19 protein-coding genes are annotated in these 22,267 nt (G+C 59.8%); 6 read left to right on the plus strand and 13 right to left on the minus strand.

Going from position 1 to position 22,267, the window contains the following annotated elements; translation table 11 throughout:
• Positions 1–8 precede the first annotated feature (8 nt).
• The 4 genes from fliD to ACL9RI_RS02765 form a co-directional block, all read right to left on the minus strand.
• Complete coding sequence (fliD, locus tag ACL9RI_RS02750; RefSeq protein WP_422725048.1) at positions 9–2,684, minus strand: flagellar filament capping protein FliD; 2,676 nt, start codon at positions 2,682–2,684, stop codon at positions 9–11.
• A gap of 224 nt (positions 2,685–2,908) precedes the next feature.
• On the minus strand, positions 2,909–3,274 hold the full coding sequence (locus tag ACL9RI_RS02755; RefSeq protein WP_422725049.1) for a flagellar protein FlaG: 366 nt from the start codon (positions 3,272–3,274) through the stop codon (positions 2,909–2,911).
• A 94-nt stretch (positions 3,275–3,368) separates the two neighbouring features.
• On the minus strand, positions 3,369–4,853 hold the full coding sequence (locus ACL9RI_RS02760; protein WP_422725050.1) for a flagellin: 1,485 nt from the start codon (positions 4,851–4,853) through the stop codon (positions 3,369–3,371).
• Positions 4,854–5,145: 292 nt separating this feature from the next.
• Entirely contained in the window at positions 5,146–6,033 is an 888-nt protein-coding gene (locus ACL9RI_RS02765) for an MBL fold metallo-hydrolase (protein ID WP_422725051.1), read from the minus strand.
• A 912-nt stretch (positions 6,034–6,945) separates the two neighbouring features.
• Between ACL9RI_RS02765 and ACL9RI_RS02770 the strand changes: the two genes are divergently transcribed.
• Positions 6,946–7,599 carry a PEP-CTERM sorting domain-containing protein gene (locus ACL9RI_RS02770; RefSeq protein ID WP_422725052.1) on the plus strand — a complete coding sequence of 218 codons (654 nt, stop codon included), beginning with the start codon at positions 6,946–6,948 and terminating at the stop codon, positions 7,597–7,599.
• A gap of 120 nt (positions 7,600–7,719) precedes the next feature.
• On the opposite strand, the gene ACL9RI_RS02775 is transcribed toward ACL9RI_RS02770, so the two are convergent.
• From ACL9RI_RS02775 to ACL9RI_RS02790, 4 genes are all read right to left on the minus strand, one after another.
• Positions 7,720–9,285 (minus strand): GGDEF domain-containing protein, encoded by a 1,566-nt coding sequence (locus tag ACL9RI_RS02775; protein WP_422725053.1) that lies wholly within the window; start codon positions 9,283–9,285, stop codon positions 7,720–7,722.
• Positions 9,286–9,486: 201 nt separating this feature from the next.
• Entirely contained in the window at positions 9,487–10,134 is a 648-nt protein-coding gene (locus ACL9RI_RS02780) for a response regulator (RefSeq protein WP_422725054.1), read from the minus strand.
• Between the two features lie 27 nt (positions 10,135–10,161).
• A complete protein-coding gene (locus tag ACL9RI_RS02785) occupies positions 10,162–11,691 on the minus strand; it encodes a histidine kinase (protein ID WP_422725055.1) in 1,530 nt (509 codons plus the stop codon).
• A complete protein-coding gene (locus tag ACL9RI_RS02790) occupies positions 11,691–12,278 on the minus strand; it encodes a hypothetical protein (RefSeq protein WP_422725056.1) in 588 nt (195 codons plus the stop codon). Before ACL9RI_RS02790 ends, ACL9RI_RS02785 begins: the two co-directional genes overlap by 1 nt.
• A gap of 106 nt (positions 12,279–12,384) precedes the next feature.
• On the opposite strand from ACL9RI_RS02790, the gene greB reads away from it, so the two are divergent.
• Both greB and ACL9RI_RS02800 read left to right on the plus strand, forming a co-directional pair.
• Positions 12,385–12,951 (plus strand): transcription elongation factor GreB, encoded by a 567-nt coding sequence (gene greB / locus ACL9RI_RS02795; protein ID WP_422725057.1) that lies wholly within the window; start codon positions 12,385–12,387, stop codon positions 12,949–12,951.
• Positions 12,952–13,020: 69 nt separating this feature from the next.
• Positions 13,021–13,665: a transposase gene (locus ACL9RI_RS02800; RefSeq protein WP_422725058.1), complete on the plus strand. Its 645-nt coding sequence runs from the start codon at positions 13,021–13,023 to the stop codon at positions 13,663–13,665.
• Positions 13,666–13,727: 62 nt separating this feature from the next.
• On the opposite strand, the gene ACL9RI_RS02805 is transcribed toward ACL9RI_RS02800, so the two are convergent.
• The 4 genes from ACL9RI_RS02805 to ACL9RI_RS02820 all read right to left on the minus strand — a co-directional run bounded on the left by ACL9RI_RS02805 (position 13,728) and on the right by ACL9RI_RS02820 (position 18,056).
• Complete coding sequence (locus ACL9RI_RS02805) at positions 13,728–16,010, minus strand: RelA/SpoT family protein (protein ID WP_422725059.1); 2,283 nt, start codon at positions 16,008–16,010, stop codon at positions 13,728–13,730.
• Between the two features lie 84 nt (positions 16,011–16,094).
• Entirely contained in the window at positions 16,095–16,298 is a 204-nt protein-coding gene (rpoZ, locus tag ACL9RI_RS02810; protein ID WP_010400723.1) for a DNA-directed RNA polymerase subunit omega, read from the minus strand.
• A gap of 82 nt (positions 16,299–16,380) precedes the next feature.
• Positions 16,381–17,019 carry a guanylate kinase gene (gmk, locus tag ACL9RI_RS02815; RefSeq protein WP_422725060.1) on the minus strand — a complete coding sequence of 213 codons (639 nt, stop codon included), beginning with the start codon at positions 17,017–17,019 and terminating at the stop codon, positions 16,381–16,383.
• A gap of 146 nt (positions 17,020–17,165) precedes the next feature.
• Complete coding sequence (locus tag ACL9RI_RS02820) at positions 17,166–18,056, minus strand: YicC/YloC family endoribonuclease (protein WP_422725061.1); 891 nt, start codon at positions 18,054–18,056, stop codon at positions 17,166–17,168.
• A 323-nt stretch (positions 18,057–18,379) separates the two neighbouring features.
• On the opposite strand from ACL9RI_RS02820, the gene rph reads away from it, so the two are divergent.
• The 3 genes from rph to hemW all read left to right on the plus strand — a co-directional run bounded on the left by rph (position 18,380) and on the right by hemW (position 21,101).
• The gene (rph, locus tag ACL9RI_RS02825; protein WP_422725062.1) at positions 18,380–19,108 is read left to right on the plus strand and encodes a ribonuclease PH; all 729 of its coding nucleotides are present in this window, start codon (positions 18,380–18,382) and stop codon (positions 19,106–19,108) included.
• Between the two features lie 137 nt (positions 19,109–19,245).
• Positions 19,246–19,830, plus strand: coding sequence for an RdgB/HAM1 family non-canonical purine NTP pyrophosphatase (gene rdgB, locus ACL9RI_RS02830; protein WP_422725063.1), 585 nt, complete (start codon positions 19,246–19,248; stop codon positions 19,828–19,830).
• Entirely contained in the window at positions 19,827–21,101 is a 1,275-nt protein-coding gene (gene hemW / locus ACL9RI_RS02835) for a radical SAM family heme chaperone HemW (RefSeq protein WP_422725064.1), read from the plus strand. Before rdgB ends, hemW begins: the two co-directional genes overlap by 4 nt.
• Here hemW and ACL9RI_RS02840 read toward each other — a convergent pair.
• Entirely contained in the window at positions 21,098–22,264 is a 1,167-nt protein-coding gene (locus ACL9RI_RS02840) for a tetratricopeptide repeat protein (RefSeq protein ID WP_422725065.1), read from the minus strand. The two genes, hemW and ACL9RI_RS02840, sit on opposite strands and share 4 nt — an antisense overlap.
• Positions 22,265–22,267 lie beyond the last annotated feature (3 nt).

Genomic DNA, 22,267 nt, shown 5'->3' on the forward strand with positions numbered 1-22,267 from the left:
GGGCATTCTTAGCGGTTGGCGGCAATCGATGCCAACTGCTGGGTCAGATAGGTTTGTGTCGACTGCAGGCTGCTCAAGGTCACGTCCAGGCGCGTGAACTGGGCGCGGTAGCGCGCTTCGATATCGGTCAGCTTGGCGCTGAACTTGTCGCGCTGGTCCGCCACGTTCTTGATGCTGTCATTGATGCTCTTGCTGCGGTTGGTGATCATGCCGTCCGTGCCCAGGAAGGATGTCGCCAGGTTGTTCAATTGGTAGGCGTAACCTTGCGAAAAACTGACCGTGCCGCGCGGGCCCGTGGTGCCGCCCGTGACTTCGATCTTCAAGCCATCGGCTGCGGAACCTGGTGCGCCGGTCAGGGTCTGGCCCGAGCCGACCACCGGCTGGCCACCGAGGGTGCCGGCTACGTCGGCGCCCTTGACAGGCGTGGCCGTGCCGAACAGGGTATCGAAGCCGGTACCGGTGCCGCTGGACAGGGCGATGTTGGAGACCGAACCGTAGCGTGCAGAGGCCAGCACCAGGTGGCCGCTGCCATCGATCGAGGCCGAGACGGTGGAGCCGTTGTCGGAAAACGCCTTCACGCCATTGATCGAGGACTGGATCAGCGAAGCCATCTGTGCCGGCGTGTAAGTGCCTGCTGGAATGGTGACATTGGCCGTATTCTTGGCCACGCTGGGCACCGTATCGTTGAGGGTCACGTTCCAGGTGGTATCGCTGGCGATGGTGGTGGTGGCCGGCAGCACGCCGGTCGACGTGAGCGACCCCTGGCTGGCCATGGTGGTGATGGTCAGGTCATAGCTGCCTGGCTTGGTGGCGGCGGTGGAACTGGTGAAGGCGACGTTGCTGTCGCTGGCCTTGCCCAAGGCTGAAAACAATCCGCCGATATCGGTAAAGTTGGCGCTGATAGCTGCGTCGAGCTTGGTGCCGTCGAGCGTCAGGCTGCCATCCTTCTGGAAAGAAATACCCACCTGGCTCAGGGTGCTCAAGTTGCTGTTCAAGCCCGTGATTGGCGCGCCCAGCTGCTTGCGCAACTGGCTCTGTATCGATTGCACGGTCGAGTCGCCGAGCAGCACGCCGCCTTTCTTGGTGTCCGGGTCGTACGAGGTCATCTTGCCGATCGCCGTATTGAGATCGTTATAAGCCTTGACGAAGGCATTGATGTTGGTCTTGACGGTCGAGGTGTCTTTCGCTACCGACAGGCTGGTGCTGCCGATCTTGGTAATGTTCAGGGTCACGCCTTCGATCGCCGTGTCGACGCTGTTCGAACTGTTCGTGATGGGGATGCCATTCACGCTGAAGGCCGTGTTTTGCGCCGCGCTGTTCTGTTTCAGGTTTTGTGCACCTGCCACATCGTAGGATAGCAAGTCGTTCAGCGCGCTGTCGGCCGGCTGGCCATCGCTGCCGCTGAGGGAAATCTTCATGGCCGAGCTGGCGCCGGTTTTCGCAGAGGCCAGCACCAGGTGAAACGGTTTGTCGCTGCCGTCCGAGACGATGCTGGCGGTCACGCCCAGGCCCGCGTTATTGATGGCGTCGCGTATGCCTTGCAAGGTGTTATTGGTCGAATCGATCACCACCGTGCCCGTCGCTTGCGTGCCGTCCTGGGTAAAGCTGGTATTCATGTAGGCGCCACCGGAACCGGCCGTCAAGCCGGCCGCGGCTGGGTTGCTACCGCCGATGGTGATCGGGCTGGCATTGCCCGACGCCAGGCTGATGGTGCTGGTAATGGTGACGTTCGAACCATCGTTGGTCGAGGTGGCACTGTGGCCGATGCCGCCCGTCACGCCGCCCGTCACGACTTCTTCGATATTGATGTTGGAGCCATCGGCGCGCGTAAATTGCAAGGTGCCATCGGCCGCCTTGCCCGTCACCGTGATATTGGCGGCGGCCAGCGCATTCGAGACGGCGTTCGGGCCTTCCAGCGTGGTATCGAGCGAGGCCGCCGTGATGCCGTTACCGGCCGCGACGCCATTGCCCTGGCTAACGATTTCGATGCCGCCGACGGACAGGGAATACGTGCCGTCCGCACCGGTAGAGACATTGCCGAAACCATTGAACATGGTGGCGCTGCTGGCCGTTGGCTGGGCGGTGGCGGTGACGCCGGTGGTGCTGCTCTTGGCATTGATGGCGTCGGCCAGCGCGCGCGCGCTCTTGGTGCTGGCGTCAGTTGGAATGGCCGTGCCGTTGATGGTCAGGGAACCATTGCTGACACCCGTCAGTGCAGTGGTATTGCTAAGGGCAGTGCCAGCCAGGCCAAAGGTGCCGCCGGAAAGTGAACCGAGCTGGAAGGAAATGGTGGTCTTGGCGCCCAGGCCGATGGTCGACAGCTTGCTGGCCATGCCACCCGAGGTCAGGGTCTGCGATTGCGCCAGCTGGGTCACATTGATATTGTAGTTGCTGGGCACAGCCTTGGCGCCGGCCGTGGCGCTCAATACCAGCGGATCGGCAGGGGTGGCGCTGACGGCGCGGAAATTATTCGCATTCGCCAGTGCCGACAGCGAGTTCTGGAAGGTGCCGACCGCGCCGCCCAGGGTGCCCATGGCGCTCAGGGTCGCCTGGTAGGAAGCGGTTTTTTTGTCGTAGGTATTGAGTGGCTGCGATTCCGCCGCCATCAACTTATCGATGATGGCATTGACGTCCAGACCACTGGCGCCGATACCGGGGGATGACAAGGTTGGAGTGATGGCCACAGAATGCTCCTAGGAAAACGCTAATATAAGCTGTTATCGGCAGAATCAATCAGGACTTGAGAGGGGGATTTACCGCGCTGTTTTCAGTTCGGCGAAGAATTCAGGAAATTACTGCAGAGAAATTGCTGAAAATATAAAAGAAGCCAGGTAATCGTGTTACCTGGCTATCTGGACTGATCTTGCTGGCAGTGCTGGGGTGCCCATACCGTAGCAAACATCATCAATTACGCACTCTGGTCGATCAACTGGCCTTTGGCCATTTCAAAGGACTTGGCAATTTCCAGCGCTTCCTTGGTGGGAATTTGCCGCAGTACTTCCTTGGTTTCCTGGTCGATCACCTTGACCACCGTGCGCTTGCTGTCTTCATCGATGGAAAATTGCAGGTTCTGCGACTTGATGCGCGGCGATTGATTCAGTTCCGACACCGCCTGGTTCAGTTGATCACGGCTGGGTTCGCCACTTTTCTGCTGTTGCGTAACAGCATCGGTCGCTGTCGTCGCCCTGGCAGCTGGTCTTGCCGCAGGGGTGTCTGCAGCGTAATTCTTGTCTACCCTGGCCGTGGTAGCGGCCGCTATCATATCGATAGTCATGGTGCTCTCCTATTGAAAATTCCCCTGTCGAATAAATCCGGCAGGGGAACTGAGTCCAGCGCTATGACGGGATGACTCCCGTCATCAAGCCTGATTAACCACGCAGCAGGCTCAACACGCCGTTAGGCAGCGAGTTTGCTTGTGCCAGCATGGCGGTACCAGCTTGTTGCAGGATCTGGCCGCGGGTCAGGTTGGCTGTTTCCGAAGCAAAGTCGGTATCGACGATGCGGCTGCGCGACGAGGACAGGTTTTCCGTGGTCGATTGCAGGTTGGAAATTGCCGACGAGAAGCGCGATTGCAGAGCACCGTACTGAGCGCGTTGGCTGTTCACCGTCGACAGGGCTGCATCGGCAATCTTCAGTGCCAACTGGGCGCCGTCGAAGCTGGTGACATCGATGTCCGATACGGCGGCGAGCTTGGATGCCGCGCCCGATTTTGCCAGGCCCAGGCCGGAACCGGCGTCCGTTACGGAGAAGCTGCTATCCGAATCAAACGTGACGGTACCGTTGGCGGTAGCGGAGACACCAGCTGCATTGACTGCGGCATTTTTGATACCTTTCACGTCATACGTACTGACGTTGAGCGCTGCTGGTGTGGTCGTGACGTTGTCGGTGATGACGATGTCGGAACCGTTCGTGTTGCTCAGCTTGATACCGCCATTCACAGTATCGTACTGTGCAGTTACGCCGGTCTTGGCCGATTGTGCATTAATGGCATTGATACCCGCTGCGAAATCAGTCGCGGAATTGCCGCCAGCACCAACCGAGAACGATACGTTGACCGGATTGGTGGTTGCGTTGTTGTCAGACGCGATTTGGAACGAGTATGCGCCGCTTGCGGTCAGGGACAGATTGGCTTCTGTCTTGGCGGTTGCCGTCACACCGGTAGAGCCGGTTTTCTGATTGACTGCTGCTGCAATCGATTTTGCCGTGTCAGTTGCCGTGGTGGTGTAAGTGGACGAACCCAATTTACCGTTAATCGTGACAGCCTGGCCTGCGACAACGTTGGTCGCTGGTGCTGCGGCGGTACCAGCCTTGGCTGCGGTCGCATCGTTTTGAACGCGGTTGTTGCCGTAAGTATTGGTCAGGAAGTTCGCGCCATTGGCCGAAATCAATTGGTTGGCATCGGCGCCGACTTGGAAGTTGGCCGTACCCATGGTGCCGTCCAGCAGCGCCTGGCCGTTGAACGAGGTGGTTTGGGCGATACGGTTCAATTCCGAGCTCAGTTGACCTACCTCGGTTTGCAGCGCCTGGCGGTCGCTCGACGAGTTGGTGGCGTTCGACGATTGCACGGCCAGTTCGCGGATACGTTGCAGGATGTCGCCCGAGCTCGACAGTGCGCCCTCGGCCGTCTGGGCCAGCGAGACGCCGTCGTTTGCATTGCGGGTGGCTTGGGTCATGCCGCGGATTTGCGACGTCATACGGTCGGAAATCGCCAGACCGGCAGCATCATCCTTGGCGCTGTTAATACGCAGGCCGGAGGACAGGCGTTGCAGCGAAGTGTTCAGGGACGATTGCGAAGTCGACAGATTGCGTTGTGCATTCAGCGAGGCGATATTGGTATTAATTACTGCAGCCATGTTAATTCTCCAGACAGGTACTACATTGCGCTATGTGCTAGTCACTTTGGCCTGCCCCGCTGTTCCGGGACAATCAAGCCGCTGTTGTTTAGGGTAACGGTTGCTGTGTGGGAAAATTTATGGTGAAAAGAGCGCTAAATTTTCATTTTTTACCCTTCAGTTTGTGCCGGAGTGTGCGCTAAACGACACGATTTTCGAAATCTTGAGGGTGAAAATAATTTATTTTTCACCCTGTTTATCCATCGTCTCCGCGGTAAAAATCATCAAATAAGTATCAAAATTATACTTTTCATCAGTTGGCCGGCTGCCAGACGAAATGGTCGCCCACGGCCTTGATCGTGCCGATGCCCGGGAAGGGGAAATGCGGCGCGAAGATGGTTTCGTGGTCGGCCGCCAGTTTGGCCAGTTCGGCGCGGCGGGTGGTGGCGCCTTCCGTACGGTCCTTGTCGAAGGCGATGGCCCAGTCCGGTTTGGCAAGCGACAGGATCGGGTTATGGACCAGGTCGCCCACGTCGAGCAGCCGCGCCTTGCCCGAGACGATCTGGTAACCGACATGGCCGGGCGTGTGTCCCTTCAGTGGCAGCGAGCGGATGGATGGCGTTAACTGGTCGCCGGGCGCGAACGTCACCACCTGTGGCGAGATGATTTTCACCAGCGCCGCCATGTTCGCTTGCCCCTGCAGCCAGGCCCAGTCGGGCGCCGAGATATGCACGATGGCCTTGGCGAAAGCCTGCGTGCCGCCAGACGTGACCAGGCCGCCGACATGGTCGCCGTGGACATGGGTAATCAGCACGTCGGTGATCTGTTCCGGCGTGTAGCTGGTCTGCTTCAGGCTAGCTAGCAGCAAGCCCTGCGCGGCGGGGCCCAGTCCCGTGTCGAGCAGGATGGTCTGCGCGCCGTCCTTGACCAGCAGCGCGTCGACGCTCAGGCCGATGTGGTCGGTGGGCGCCCCCGCTTCTGCCAGCACGGCGGCCACGGCAGCCGTGCCGGTCTCGGCGCCGAAGACCTTGGCATCGTTGGGGATGGTGCGCACCTTGTCGCGCAGTGCAATCACTTCCAGCGCGCCGACATGGAAGGTGCGCGCAACAGGGCCGTCCGGCACGGCGGCGGGTGTGGTGCTGGCGGCAATGGCAGCGGTGCTGACCGCCAGCCAGACAGCGAATGCCAGGGCTTTTTTCATGGTTTTATTTCCTTTGGATTAATGGTTGGATGGCCGATAAGGCCTCTTGCGAACACCCGCATGGTTCGCGTCAAGTCTATGCGCCCATGATGCATTTATGAAATTGACTATCGTTATAAGATGTATCAGGCTGGTCGATGACATGCTGGCCGCCACCGGGCCTGAACGCATGCCGGTGTGTCCATCATAAGGTGAAATAAAAAATACCGCCCGGCCTGGCAGCGAGACGGTATCCCAGTGATAAAAGCAAGCTATCCGAGCCGACTTTTATCGAATGTGAATAGCGTTAAAGCTTGTGGTCCGGCTTTCACCGGTTGAGCATGTGGCAAGCATGGTGTGCTTGAATTCAGAATCATTTATGTGGATGCTCGGCGACATATGCATGCGCACTGGAAGTCGTTGTCCCTTTATTTCCTTTCAATCACTTCCCGATAGCTATTCGATCTGGCAGGACAAAAAAGTGGTACGCAATGCCGTTCTTGGTGGAAGTGCGCAGAATTGTAGCCGATAAGAAATACGACCAAAGCAATGTGCATATCGTGCGGCACGCTCTTGATAAGATGTTTGGCATGCAACATTTCAGCGCTTTCAGGCGTTTTTACTAAATTGGATATGCCATCAAGCATTGCCAAGCAGGTTGATGCTTGGTTCGCGCATTAAAACCGTCAATGAAAATTCTATTTATGGTGAACTGGTAAATATTATATTTTCCATCTATAGCGCAATATTCTTTCATTAGATGTCAGTGTTCAGGGAATAAATTCAATGGAAATAATTTAAATTATTGAAATAAAATTACCACATGGAAACTGAAATTCCTGATATGTAATTATTTATTTTTAAAGTAATTACAAAATTTAAAGGAAATATGTAAAAATAAATTTAATATCATAAAGGGAAGGGTAGTCCGTAATGAATTTTGTTAAATTAAGTGGCTTTGTTTTTTTTCTTGCCACCCTGCTTCCACAAAGCGATGCAATCGCAGAGGTTCAAGAAATCACTATTAAAAATGCGCGTGAAAAAGCTGTTCTTTACAGTGTGCGATACTTCCGTGAGGGTGTAGTCACCGTGCCAGCCGCTGGTAACTCCGATATTAATGGCTACTCCGCTTTTGCGCGTTTGTACGAAAGTTTCGCACTTCCGGAATACAGTCCAGGCTATACCTTAAGTTCTGCCACCTTGAATTTCTCATATAAAAATACGACTTCATATGGGGCTTTGCAACTCTTCGGCACTAAGGGGGGATGGACTACGTTTGACTGGTATCATCAGCCAGAAACAACGACTGGCGTACTGGGGGTAATTCCTGCAAGTGCCGCAGTATGGAAAGATGGTCAAATTGATGTTACTGACTATATCAACAACGCTTACAAAACCGGAAGTTTTGCCGGTTTTGTCTTTCAATCCCCGGTAGAATTTTCAAACTGGACCGATGTGGCTGAATTTCGGCCTGGCCAGACCCTAAGCCTGACTTTTACTTCCCCGGTCCCGGAACCGGAAAATTATGCCATGCTGTTGATGGGGCTTGGCTTGATTGGTTTTATTGCGCGTAGAAAACGTCGTTAAAAGCCGGGGCGCCATGTCTTTGGATGCCCCGTGCCTTTCCGTATCTGGTTACCATGCAAGGCCAGATACGTTTTGCTTAGGCTGATGAATAACCTTAGTAAGCAACTCTCATACTAATCTTCAGTCCGCCACCACCACCCGGTTCTTGCCCGATTGCTTGGCCTGGTACATGGCGCGGTCGGCGCGTTTGACCAGTTCATTTTGATCTTCATTCGGGTGGCGCAGGGCCACGCCGGCGGAAAAGGTGATCAGGACCTTTTCGTTTTCATGCAGGAAGAAGTGGCGCGTCAGTTCGCGTTGCAGCCGGGTCATGGTCGAGGAAGCGGCTTCGACCGTCGTTTCCGGCAGCAGGATCAGGAATTCCTCGCCGCCGAAACGGGCGATGACATCCATCGAACGCAGGGTTTCCTTGACGATTTTCACCAGGTGTTTCAGCGCGGCATCGCCGGCCAGGTGGCCGTAAGTATCGTTGAGGCGCTTGAAATCGTCGAGGTCGAGGATGGCGATGCACAGCGGCGTGCCGCGCCGGTCCGAGCGGGCCGTTTCGCGCTCGAACACGTCTTCCAGGCCACGCCGGTTCAGGCTGCCCGTCAGCTGGTCTTCACGCACCAGTTCGCTCATATGCTGGAGTTTCGCTTCCAGCGTGTGGATGCGTTGTTCCGCGTCCTGCACTTCCTGGCGCGCCAGCACCATCTTGTCGCGCGCCAGCAGCGCCTCGTTCTGCACCAGCCGCGTTTCGCGCAGCACTTCGTCCAGCACCAGGTTCAGGTCGCTGATATTTTCCGCCTGGCTGATACGGTCCGAATAACCGCCGATCTTTTCATGGAAATCGCCCGTGCTGGCCGCCACCTGGCCCAGGCGGTCGATAAAGGTCATCATCATGTTCTTGACCGTCAGCTTGACGTCCGACAAGCTATGCTTGAGCTGGCCTTGCTTGTAGATGACTTCCTTCAGGCTGCGCGTGGCGTCTTCCAGCGCGCGCTGGTCCAGCGGTCCGGCGATCAGGTTTTGCACGGCATCGACCTGGCCGCGCAGCCAGCTGTCGTCGTCCAGCAATTGGCTGACATTATCCAGCAACAACTTGAACAGGCGCAGCAGCAGTTCCTGCTGTTCCGCCGTGTCGCCGCTTTTCAATTCGATCTGGTAGCACAGCTGCTTCAGGCGCACGGCTGCTTCGTTCAGCGCATCTTCCGTATGGGCCTGCTTGATGGCCGTGCCCAGCGATTCGGCTTCGTCCACCAGGGCGGGCGTGCCTGTCAGCAAGGTGGCGACGGCAAAGCTCAGGGTGCGGCTCAGCAATTCGCGCAGGGTGCGCGTCTGTTCGCCATCGGGCAGGGGCGGCAACTCGATGCCGCCGCCTTTCCTGGTGTGTTTTTCAGCCAGTTGCGCCAGGGCGCGTGCATAACTATCCCAGTCGCGGGCCTTCAGCGCGCGCTGGAAGCGCTTGCCGAAGTCGCCCAGCTCGCCTGCCGATTCGCTCAGTTTGGCCGCAAATTGCGTCAACACATGTTCAGCACCGATTTCGCTGGGGGCGCTGGCTGCCAGCACGGCGGCAGGAGCGGTCTCGGCCGCTTCGCTGATGCCGGCGATTTCATTGTAGATGTCGCGGTAGGCGCTGGGCGTGGGCGCGATGCGGCGCGTCGCCAGGCGGCGAAAGGCTTCACGCGCGATATCGACCGGATTCATGGCAGTTGCGCCTGCGGCTGAATGCGTTGGTGTGGCGCCAGCGGGAGCGTTTGCTGGCGGGGAAGGCAATTTACTGGACATGTAGGCACAGCCTTTTTTGGGTATTTGCTAATTATCCCCATGATATGCTAGTTGGCAAAGAATTTATTGTGTGAGCAGCGCTGAGAAGTCCATTCAATTCGCCCGATACTGTTTCAATAGCTAGTCCACCAGCTGGTTACGGATGGCATAATGGGTTAGCTCGGCACTATTTTTCAGCTTCATCTTGACCAGCAGCCGCGCGCGGTATTCGCTGACGGTTTTCACGGACAATTTCAATTCCTCGGCAATCGCGCCCACTGTCTTGCCGGTAGCAATCATGATCAAGGTCTGGTATTCGCGGTCCGACAAGGTTTCGTGCGGCGCCATGTCATGGTCTTCGCCCACCGTGTTGGCCAGGGCCTGGGCCAGCGAGGCGCTGATGTATTTCAAGCCGCCGGCTACCTGGCGGATAGCGGTGACCAGTTCGCGCGGCGCGCTTTGCTTGGTCAGGTAACCGGCCGCGCCTGCCTTGAGCGAGCGGATGGCATACTGGTCTTCGCGGTGCATGGACAGCATCAGCACGGCCAGTTCCGGCTTTTCCTTCTTGATTTGCTTGAGCACATCGATGCCGCTGCGGTCGGGCAAGGAGATGTCGAGCAGCATCACCTGGCATTTCGAGCCACGGAACAGCTTGACGGCGTCGTGCGCGCTTTCCGCTTCGCCAGCCACGATGATGTCTTTGGTATCGGCCAGGATTTGTTTCAATCCTTCGCGCACGATCGCATGATCGTCGGCAATAAATACCCGGATGGTGGCTTTTTCTTTCATAACTGCATTGTTTCTTTTCAAGTTAGCCTAGGCCAGGCCTTGTCCGTCCTGGTCTTGCTGCAGGCCGGCATGCCTGGGGGCATGGTCTGCAGCCGCTATTATCGCCTCTCGCGGCGCCGATAGCCTGACTTTTATGCTCAGGATAGTGCCGCCGCCCGGTGCATCCATCAGTGTCAGGCTGCCGCCGAGTGCATTGGCGCGCTCGGCCATGCCACGGATGCCGAACGAGAGCGGCTTGGCGCGGTCGCTGGCACGCAGTCCGACGCCATTGTCGCTGATCCTCAGGCTCAGCTGCTGGCGCTGCACGGCCAGGCGCACGCTGACCTTGCTCGCTTGCGCATGCTTGGCGATATTCGTCAGCGCTTCCTGGGCGATGCGGAACAGGCTGGTCGCCTGGTCCAGTTCCAGCGCGATATCCTGGTGGCTGGCCGTGAACTGGCAGGTAATACCGGCCTGGCGCGCAAATTCCTGCACTTGCCAGTCGAGCGCGGCGACCAGGCCCAGGTCAAGCATGGAGGGGCGCAAGTCCAGCGAAATGCGGTGCACGGCGTCGATGGTGCGGTCCACCAGCGCATCGACATACTCGGCTTTTTCCTGCAGCAAGGGATTGTCGGATGGCAAGCGACGCGCCAGCATGGCCATGGCCATCTTGATGGCTGTCAAGTTGCCGCCCAGGTCGTCATGCAATTCGCGTGCGATGCGCGTGCGCTCGTGCTCCTTGACCTTGTCGATATGCGCCGTCAGTTCGGCCAGGCGGGCCCGCGACTGGCGCACCTCGATCTGCTCGAGCCGGCTTTCCGTGATGTTGCTCATGATGCCTTCCCACTGCACCGTGCCGTCCGGCAGGGCGCGTGGCGTGGCACGCAGGTTGATCCATTTCACGTCTTTCCAGGCATCCACCCAGATGCGGCCTTCCCAGTTCCAGTTCCACAAGGTGCGTTTCGAGATCTGCATCGCCTCCAGATAAGAGGCGCGGTCGTCGGCCAGGATCAGCTGCAAGAACAGTTCAGGCTGGGCATGCAGCTGCGCCGGGTTCAATCCCAGCAGCGCCTGGCAGCCATCGCTGAGATAGGGGAAGGCGGTCTGTCCATCGACCTGCAGGCAGAACTGGTACACCAGGCCCGGCGTATTGGAGACGATGGCGTTGAAGCGCGACTGCACCTGGGCCAGGGTGGTGGCTGCCGTTTGCGGTGAGGCTGGCTCATCGGCTACTGCCAGCAGCAGTGCGCGGCCATGGCGGTCGGCGCGCGACAGGCGCAAGCTCAGGGAATACAGGCTGGCGTCGCGGCGCCGCTGCTGCACCTGCAGCACGGCTTGCGCGCCGATGGCCTCGCCCAAGGCGGCGATATGTGTCGCCAGCTGTGCTGCTGGCAACTGCGGCGCCAGCGTCAAGGCAGTCTGCGTGGCCAGTTCTGCCGGGCTGTAGCCCAGATTGTCGCGGGCGCCCTGGCTGGCATCGAGCAACTGCAGGGTCATGGCGTCGTACAGATAGATTTCTGCGGGCGAGGCCTGCATGGCCGGGGCAAGCTGTGGTGGGGAGGCAAGGTATTTTTCCATCAGCGCCGCGCCCGCCAAAAGGCCGTGAAGCGGCGCAGCACGCGCGCAGGACGCAAATCGTGGCGGCTAGGCACTTTTGCCCGCAGGCGCGCCCACCAGGCGCGCCGTACGCGGCCCAGGGCGGCCGAAAAGCGGCTGACCCGGCGCCATGGGCGCGTGGCGCGCAAGCGGGCGATCCAGCGGTCCTTGGTTTCCATGAACAGGCCGTGCCAGCGCGCAAACCATGGCAGGCTGAGCAGGGTGGGGCGGGTCAGGCTGTACAGGCGCGCCACGGCGGCTGCACCGCCGAGCTTGGCGGCGACGATCACGCCGATGCCGGAAAAGGCATGGCCGCGCGCGATCGCCAGCAAGGCCAGCAGCTTGACGGGGAACAACAAGATGGCCGGCAACACGAACACGGCCAGCGCCCAGTAGGGCGGCAAACGCTTGATCCACGCTTCCAGTGCGTGCAAGGGCGGAAACTGCGCCACCACCTGCATGATGCGCGCGCCGGTCGCCCACAGCCATTCCTCGAGCAGCAGGAAAATGGCGGCCAGGTAGACCAGCGGCGCGAACAGCCAGCGCCTGAATCTGTAGAATTTTTTCATCCGTCTCCGGGGCGGGGATTGTCTTTGCCACGATGATACGTCAAAAAAGCCTGCAGGCAGCCCTTTGCAGGCGTGACACGCTGGCCAGACGGGCTACAATAGGCAGATGAACAAAGCCTTTGTAAAAGAATCGGACCACGACGACGACGAGGAAGCGGCCGCGCTGGCGCTGGCCATTCCTGCCGGCGCCAAGAATTACATCACGCCCGCCGGCTACCAGCGCATCAAGGATGAGCTGCTGCAACTGATCGACGTGGACCGTCCGGAAGTGGTGCGTATCGTCCACTGGGCGGCCTCGAATGGCGACCGCTCGGAAAATGGCGACTATATCTATGGCAAGCGGCGCTTGCGCGAAATCGACCGCCGCATCCGCTTCCTGACCAAACGCATGGACCTGGCCGCCATCGTCGACCCCAGCGTGCACTACGGCAACGACCAGGTCTTCTTCGGCGCCACCGTCACCTACCTGACCAGCGACGGCGAAAGCCACACCATCACCATCGTCGGCATCGACGAATTCGACCCCCTGAACGGCAAGATCAGCTGGATTTCCCCCATGGCGCGCACCATCACCAAGGCCCGTGTAGGCGATCTCGTCACCCTGAACACCCCGCAAGGCCCGCAGGAACTGGAATTGCTGGAAGTGACGTACCCGGCGCCGGATACAGCGTAGTTTGCGTTGCGGCAGGGCGTGTTTTGATGGCTCTGGCAGGCTGGGGTTTTGCTGGATGGGGGAGTTGTCATGGCTCGCCGTTTGCGCATTGTCTTGCCAGGTGTTCCGCTGCATGTGATACAGCGCGGAAGCAATCGCCAAATGTGTTTCCTTGATGCTCAAGATTGCCAGCGCTATCTCGGCTATCTGCATAGTTGCCTGGCTATTGCGCCATGCGAACTCCATGCTTATGTTGTGATGGGCAACCATGTGCACCTGTTGCTCTCCGCTCAGGATGTTGCATATCCATCCGCATTGATGAAAGCGCTGAATCAGCGATATACGCAATATTTCAATTGGCGTTATGGACGTAGCGGGAGCGTGTGGGAAGGCCGTTACAAGTCTTGCCTGGTGCAAGGCGAGCGTTATCTCTTGATCTGCCAGCGCTATATTGAACTGAACCCCGTCAGGGCTGGCATGGTTGCTATGCCTGGGCAGTATCGCTGGTCCAGCTATCGGGCGAATGCACAGAGGATGAGTGATGAGTTACTTACACCACATCCAGTGTATTTGCGGCTGGGGCAAAATGTAATTGAACGGCAGCAAGCCTATCAATCCTTGTTTCAGGACGACTTGCCATTGCATGCCGTGACGCAATTGCGTGCAGCCTTGAATGCGGAATTTGCAGTCGGGGATCAGGACTTTTTGCGCCGCATTGCCGAAATCCGCCGTTAGCCCGCAGCGGCAATCCGGGGTCAGACCCGGCGGGTCTGACCCCAGTTCTTCTGCTTTGGGGTTTAATTGCGTTCGCGCAGGATGCGGTTGACACCGGCCACGCGACGCACATTGCGCAGCAGCGCGGCCAGGTGGACCCTGTCCTTGACTTGCACGGTGAAGCGCAGCTGGTCGAGGACGTTGTCCTTGTCTTCGTCCATGCCGACGTAGATGATGTTGGCGTCCGATTCGCCGATTTCGGCGGCGACCCGGGCCAGGATGCCCCGTTCGCTGTTGATCAGGACCTTGATGCGGCAGTCGAAGCGGCGGTTCAGTTCGGTGCCCCAGCGGACGGCGATCCAGCGGTCCGGTTCCTTGGCGCGCTGGCGCTTGGCTTGCGAGCAGTCGCTGGTGTGGACCAGCAAGCCCTGGTCGCGGCGCAGCTGGCCGATGATCTGGTCGCCAGGAATCGGCAGGCAACAGGGCGCCAGTTGCACCGACACGCCTTCGGTGCCGCAGATGGTGACCGGGTCCAGCTCGCTGCCGCTATTGTGTTCCACCGGCATGCTGGCCGCTTCGCCGCCGATCAGGCCAAAGATGTGGCGCGCCACCAGGGTGGCCATGCGCTTGCCGATGCCGATGTCGGCATACAGCTCGTCCATGGAATTGGCGCTCGATTCATTGAGCAGGCGTTCGACCAGCGGCTGCGGCAGTTCAGCGCCGATATTCAACGTTTGCAGCGCCTGCGACAGCAATTGCTGGCCCAGGGCGATCGATTCGGGCAGGTTGATCGTGCGCAAATGGTGGCGGATGGCCGAACGGGCCTTGCCGGTGCGCACGAACGACAGCCAGGTCGGGCTGGGCCGCGACGAGGAATCGGTGATGATTTCCACGATGTCGCCATTGTGCAGCTCGGTGCGCAAGGGGGACGTTTCGTTATTGATTTTCACGGCCACGGTCTGGTCGCCGATGCCCGTGTGGATCGAATAGGCGAAATCGATGGCGGTGGCGCCGCGCGGCAGGGCGATGATCTTCGATTTCGGCGTAAACACATACACGGAATCGGGGAACAGGTCGACCTTGACGTGTTCGAGGAACTCGGCCGAGTCGCCCGTCTGCTGCTGGATGTCGAGCAGCGATTGCAGCCAGGCGTGCGTGCGCTGCTGCAAGTCGGACGGATTGCTCTCGCCGCTCTTGTACAGCCAGTGCGCCGCCACGCCGGACTCGGCCGTGCGATGCATTTCCTGCGTGCGGATCTGGAATTCGACCGGCGTGCCGTAGGGGCCAATCACCGTGGTGTGCAGCGACTGGTAGCCGTTCAGCTTGCGGATCGCGATGTAATCCTTGAACTTGCCCGGCATCGGCTTGTACAGGCTGTGCAGGGTGCCCAGCGAGACATAGCAGTCCGAGAAACTGTCGACCACCACACGGAAACCGTACACGTCCAGGACTTGTGAAAACGACAAATGCTTGCTGCGCATCTTTTTATAGATGTCGAACAGGGTTTTTTCGCGCCCCGTCACTTCCGCATCGATTTCCGCCATGGAAAACGTGCTTTTGACCGCTTCCATGATCTTGTTGACCACTTCGCGCCGGTTGCCGCGCGCCGCCTTGACGGCTTTCGCCAGGGTGCGGTAGCGCATGGGATACAGGTGCGAGAACGACAGGTCTTGCAGCTCGTGGTAAATATTGTTCAGGCCCAGGCGGTGCGCGATCGGGACGTACACTTCCATGGTCTCGCTGGCGATGCGGCGTTTTTTGGCGGCCGTCATGAAGTCCAGCGTGCGCATATTGTGCAGGCGGTCGGCCAGCTTGATCAGGATCACGCGCACATCGGACGCCATGGCCAGCAGCATCTTGCGGAAATTTTCCGCCTGCGCTTCGATCTGGCTCTGGAATTCGATCTTTTCCAGCTTCGACAGGCCATCGACCAGTTGCGCGACGGGCGAACCGAAACGCTCGATCAGCTCGTCTTTCTTGACGTCCTGGTCTTCCATCACGTCATGCAGCAGGGCTGCCATGATGGCTTGCGCGTCGAGTTTCCAGTCGGCACAGATTTCGGCGACGGCGATCGGGTGCGAGATATACGGTTCACCGGAACGGCGCATCTGGCCCAGGTGCATTTCGTCAGAGAAACGATAGGCTTCCTTGACCTTTTTCAGGTCGGCGGGCGAGAGGTATTCGGCGAGTTTGTCGGCCAGGTGGCTGACGGAGGCAACCCCCAGCGCGGGCGCGGGCGGTGCAGATGCTTGCCCGGCGGCAGGCGTGGCTGTACCGGACGCGCTGGCGCCCTGGGATTTTGCCGCCTGGCGCGGGGCCAGGGGCGGCAGTGCTGCAGAAGTCGTGTCGGCTGGGGTCAGACTCATAAAACGTTGCGTTCCGTCGCAGTGTGAAGATAAAGGGTACGGTAGAACCAGGGATCAGCACTGTTCCGGCACGCGGGCTCCCAATTACATCGGGACCTTTTTCAACATCTCGATGCCGACTTTGCCGGCAGCGATTTCGCGCAGTGCAACGACGGTAGGCTTGTCCTTGGCTTCAACTTTCGGCGTATGGCCTTGCAACAACTGACGTGCGCGATAGGTCGCTGCCAGGGTCAGCTGAAAACGGTTAGGGATCTGTTTCAGGCAATCTTCGATGGTGATACGGGCCATGTGGTAACTCCTAATAGTGGTGCGTGGTGCTGTGTGAACGAACTGACGTGCGTGGCGGCTGGCGGCTAAAGACTTGTTCGGCTTATTCCGCGTGCAGGCCCAGTTGGGCGAAAAGCGAGGCGTTGCGGGCCGCTTGTTGCGCAAACCGGCTGCGGGCCGCTCTCACGATCGCGCTCAGTTCGGACAAAGCGACCGTAAACTCTTCATTGATAATAACATATTCGAACTCGGGAGCGTGTGCGATTTCACCGCCAGCGGCCAGCAGGCGGCGCGTGATCACGTGCGGCGCATCCTGGCCGCGCTTGTTCAGGCGCTCTTCCAGCGCATCGATCGATGGCGGCAAGATGAAAATGCCGGCTGCGCGGGGGAATTGCTTGCGCACCTGGCGCGCGCCCTGCCAGTCGATTTCCAGCAAGATATCGGTGCCGGCCAGCATTTGCTGCTCGACCATGATGCGCGAAGTGCCGTAGTAATTGCCGTGCACTTCCGCCCACTCGAGGAATTCGCCCTTGTCGGCGCGGGCGACAAAGTCTTCCGCGCTGGTGAAGTAATACTCGCGGCCATGCTCCTCGCCCGGACGCGGCGCGCGCGTGGTGGTCGAGATCGACAGTTTGATGCCGGGTTCCTGCGCCAGCAGCGCATTGACCAGGGTCGACTTGCCGGCGCCGGAAGGCGCAGCAACCACGAACAGGCTGCCGGAGAAGGCGGTAGAGTGACTCATGCGGTGATTTCCATATTCTGTAGTGTTGGCGTTTTGCCCAGGCAAATATCGCCCAAAGACGTATTTTACCAAGAGCAAGGCTTGCCAGTCATCACTTGAAGCTGGAAATCCACGCTATGGGGCAGGATTCGTTCAATATGTGGCGCTTACTCGAGGTTCTGCACCTGTTCGCGCATTTGTTCAATCAATAACTTCAGGTCCATCGAGGCGTCGGCCAGTTCCTTGACGGACGCCTTGGCGCCCAGGGTGTTGGCTTCGCGGTTGAGTTCCTGCATCATGAAGTCCAGGCGCTTGCCGACCTGGCCGCCCTTGGTCAGGATATGGCGCGTTTCGCCCAGGTGGGCGGACAGGCGCGCCAGCTCTTCCGAGACGTCGATGCGAATGCCGTACAGAATCACTTCCTGGCGGATGCGTTCCATCGCGTCCTGGCGCGACATGGCGGAATTCGAACCCTGGCTGGCCAGGCCCAGTGCGTCCTGCATGCGCTCGACGGCTTTTTGCTGGAAGGCTGCCACCACTTGCGGGATCAAGGGGGTGATGCGCTTGACGATGGCTTCCATCGCCTCGATGCGCGAGATCAGCACGGCTTCGAGCGCGGCGCCTTCGCGCTTGCGGCTATCGACGAACGCGGCAATCGTGCGCTTGGTCAGCGCGCCGACGTCCGCTTGCAGGGATTCCTGGCCGATTTGCGCTTCTTCGATCACGCCGGGCCAGCGCAGCAGTTCGGCCACCGTCATTACCGGGGCCGACACAAAATGCTGGCCCACTTCCGATTGCAGGCGCGCCAGTTCGGCCAGCAGCGGCAAGTTCAGCGCCTGGCTGCCGGTGGTGGCGGCCTTGCGGCCAAAGCTCAGGCGGACTTCCACCTTGCCGCGCGTGATGGCGGACATGACAGCGGCGCGCAAGTCAGGCTCAAGCGTGCGCAAATCGTCGTTGATACGAAATTGCAGGTCGAGAAAGCGTGAGTTGACGCTCTTGATTTCAATTGTCAGTGTGCCTGCAGCACCTTCGCTGGTGGCAACCGCGTAGCCTGTCATGCTTGAAATGCTCAAAGGATTCCCCGATTTGGTCTTGTATACAATCACTTATACACTTAATCAGCTGGCGCAGGCAAGACCCGCCCATCGCCATCAAACAGGGCCGGATTGCAAGATGGCCTGGAAATTGCTGAATAGTGTGCGTTTTACGGCATTGTAAAGAAAATTGTGTACGGCGGGTCAGGATTGTCGGGATCATGTGTGGATGCGGCATGCATGCTGGCTTGCAGGTGTTGCATGGCTGCAAATGAGGGGCGTACTCGGTGTTAAAATCGCGGCTGTAAATTCCACCGCATCCCCCACACAAGAACACAGGACACTCCATGACATTTGTATCCCGCCCCAGCGGCCGCGCCGTCGATGCGCTGCGCGCCATCCGCATTACCCGCCAGTACACCAGGCATGCCGAAGGCTCGGTGCTGATCGAGTGCGGCGACACCAAGGTCATCTGCACCGCCAGCATCGAAGACAAGGTGCCGGGCTTCTTGAAAGGCAAGGGCCAGGGCTGGTTGACGGCCGAGTACGGCATGCTGCCCCGCTCGACCCACACGCGCATGGACCGCGAAGCGGCGCGCGGCAAGCAGTCTGGCCGCACCCAGGAAATCCAGCGCCTGATCGGTCGCTCGCTGCGCGCCGCCTTCGATCTCCAGGCGTTCGGCGAACGCACCCTGCACCTCGATTGCGACGTGATCCAGGCCGATGGCGGCACCCGCACGGCCTCGATCACGGGCGCCATGGTGGCCGCGTACGACGCATTCACGCAATTGCAGGCGCGCGGCGCGATCGCTGCGATTCCCGTAAAAAGTTTTGTCGCCGCCATCTCGGTCGGGGTCTACCAGGGCGAACCCGTGCTGGACCTCGATTACGTGGAAGACTCGGGCTGCGACACCGACATGAACGTGGTGATGACCGAAGCGGGCCACTTCATCGAAGTGCAGGGCACGGCCGAAGGCGCCGCATTCGACCGGACCAGCATGAACCGTTTGCTCGATCTGGCGCAGGGCGGTATCGCGGACCTGATCAAGCTGCAAAAGCAGGCGCTGGGTATCTGATCGCGTTTGATCTTGACAGGTTTTTACCCCGTGGCGGCCCGCATCGCCGCTGCGGGCATGAAGCAGGACTAAAAGGTTTACAATGTCGGCATTGAAGATGGCCCCCAACGGGGCCAGCCTAACCCGGATATTGTCACATGACCCAACGCCTGATCCTCGCATCCAATAACGCCGGCAAGCTCAAGGAATTCAACGAGCTGCTGTCGACCATCGGTTTTTCCGTGCACGCCCAGGGCGAGTACGACGTCCCGGAAGCGGACGAGCCGTTCCATACTTTTGTTGAAAACGCCCTGCACAAGGCGCGCCATGCGGCGCGTTTGACGGGGCTGCCGGCGCTGGCCGACGATTCCGGCGTGTGCGTCAATGCGCTGGGCGGCGCGCCTGGCGTGTACTCGGCACGCTATGCCGGCGAGCCGAAATCGGACGCCGCCAACAGCGCCAAATTGATCGCCGACCTGGCGCCGCATGCGGACAAATCCGCGTATTACTACTGCGTGCTGGTGTACGTGCGCCACGCCGACGACCCGCAGCCGGTGATCGCCGACGGCCGCTGGCATGGCGAAATGATAGACGCGCCGCGCGGCAATGGCGGCTTTGGCTACGACCCGCATTTTTATATTGCGGCGCTGGGCAAGTGCGCGGCCGAACTGACGTCCGATGAAAAGAATGCGCTGTCGCACCGTGGCCAGGCCCTGCGCGCACTGGTCGAGAAACTGCGATGATCCCGATCAAACTGGTCGGCGCCGCCGGCAAATCGGCGGGCAAGCCGGGCGCTGCTCCGGCGCCGCAGGACGGCATTTCCGGCGCGGCCGGCGCGGCCCTGAAATACCTGCAGCCGGGCGCCCTGAGCCTGACGGCCCTGCCGCCGCTGTCGCTGTACATCCACTTTCCCTGGTGCGTGAAAAAATGTCCGTACTGCGATTTCAATTCGCATGAAGTACGGGGCAGTTTTCCGGAAGAGGAATACCTGGCGGCCCTGCGGCTGGACCTGGAAATGGCGCTGCCATTGATCTGGGGCCGCAAGATCCACACGATATTCATCGGCGGCGGCACGCCCAGCCTGATGTCGGCGGCGGGGCTGGACCGCTTGATGTCGGACGTGCGCACCTTGCTGCCGCTGGAGCCCGATTGCGAAATTACCATGGAAGCCAATCCCGGTACTTTCGAGATGGAGAAATTCAAGTCCTACCGGGCCAGTGGCGTCAACCGCCTGTCGATCGGCATCCAGAGTTTCAATGGCCGCCATCTGCAGGCGCTGGGCCGCATCCATGACGACCAGGAAGCGCGCCGCGCGGTGGAAATCGCCCACACGCACTTCGATAATTTCAACCTCGACCTGATGTATGCGCTGCCCTCGCAAACGCTGGACGAGGCCCGGCAAGACCTGGAAACGGCGCTGGCCTTCGCCCCGCCGCACCTGTCGCTGTACCACCTGACCCTGGAGCCGAACACCCTGTTCGCCAAGTATCCGCCGGTCTTGCCCGACGATGACGCGAGCGCCGATATTGCCGACATGGTGGCCGAGCGCTCGGCGCAAGCCGGTTACGGCCGCTATGAAGTGTCGGCCTACGCCCAGCCGGGACGGCGCGCGCGCCACAACCTCAATTACTGGGAGTTTGGCGACTATATCGGCATCGGCGCGGGCGCCCATAGCAAGATCTCGTTCCCGCACCGCGTGCTGCGCCAGGCCCGCTACAAGCAACCCAAGGCCTACATGGAGGCGGTGCTGGCGGGCGCGCCGGTGCAGGAAGAACGCGAACTGGCGCGCGAGGAAATGGGCTTTGAATTCATGCTCAATACCCTGCGCCTGACGGGCGGCTTTGCGCCCAACCTGTTTGCCGAACGCACGGGCCTGGCGATCAACGCCATCGACAAGGCGCTGAACGCGGCAGAAGCGAAGGGCTTGCTGTACCGCGATCACCAGATCATCCGCCCGACGCAGCTGGGCCAGCATTTCCTGAACGATTTGCAGCAAATGTTTTTGGAGGATTAAGGAGGGAATAAGGCATGCAGCCGCTGCAGCTTGGCGGCATACAAGCCATAGTCCTTGTGCGTGAGGCTGTTATCCATCGCCAGTTCCAGCTGCTGCCCGGCCTGCGGCAGCTGGCCCAGGCGGGCATAGGCTTGCGCCAGCCAGAAGTGGAACTCGTGGTAGTACGGGTCGCGCGCGATTTCCTTGCCAAACAGCCGCGCCGCTGCCGCATAATCGCCCCGTTCCATGGCGGCGCGGCCCAGGTTAAAGTAGTGGAAGGGCGGCTCCGGCTGCAAGGCCAGCAGGCGCTGGCGCAGCGGCTGCGCCTGTTCCGGCAAGCCCGTTGCCTCCAGCAGCTGTGCCAGGTTGGCCAGCAGCACCGTACTGTCCGGCGCGCGCGCCAGCGCATAGCGCAATGTCTGGCGCGCTTCCGCCCGGTCGCCATGACGGAACTGGATCACGCCCAGAGTGTTGTAGGCGCCACTGAACGAGGGGTCTTGCAGGATGGCGTTTCTTGCCCACCAGTAAGCCTGATCCAGCTGGCCCGCACTCATGGTTTCGGCGGCGCGGTTATTCATGTACATGGCGAGGATGGTTGCCTCGCTGATTTCACGCGTGCGGTAGCCTGCCACGTCGCTCGATGGCAGGAAATCGATCACCAGCGTGCCCCTGGCGTCGTAATTGTAGGGGCTGTCATCCATGCGCGGGCCCAGCACGATATTGACGTGGCCGGCGACGAAATACATGTCGCCGCTGCGGCTCCAGTTTTCTTCGCTCAGCACTTCCTGGTAGCGCACATGCAGGTTCATTGCATGCGCCAGCGCCGCCGTCATGATCACCAGCGACAGGCAATTGCCGCTGCGCGCGTCGAACGTCTGGCTGGCATTGCGGGTCATGCTGGCGTCGTACTCGAGTTTCAGCTGGCGCTTGTCGTACAGGGCGTTGTACAGGGCAACGCGGGGATTGCCCGTGCGCGCTGCACGGTTGACGTCGGTTTGCAGATACTGCCGCATGCGCTCGCTGACGGCGAATACCTGTGCTGCATCGATGGCGATGGCGGGCGCGAAAGCGCTATCGTTGAAGATGGGCGGCACGCTGGCGGGCGGCGCCATGGCACAGGCCGACAGGGTGGCGCATAGCAAAAGCATGGCAAGGCGGCGGGCGCTGGTGCGATAGGGATGCATGTT

Origin of the sequence: Janthinobacterium sp. Mn2066, from assembly GCF_049319705.1 — a bacterium.
In the GTDB taxonomy this organism is placed as follows: domain Bacteria; phylum Pseudomonadota; class Gammaproteobacteria; order Burkholderiales; family Burkholderiaceae_D; genus Janthinobacterium.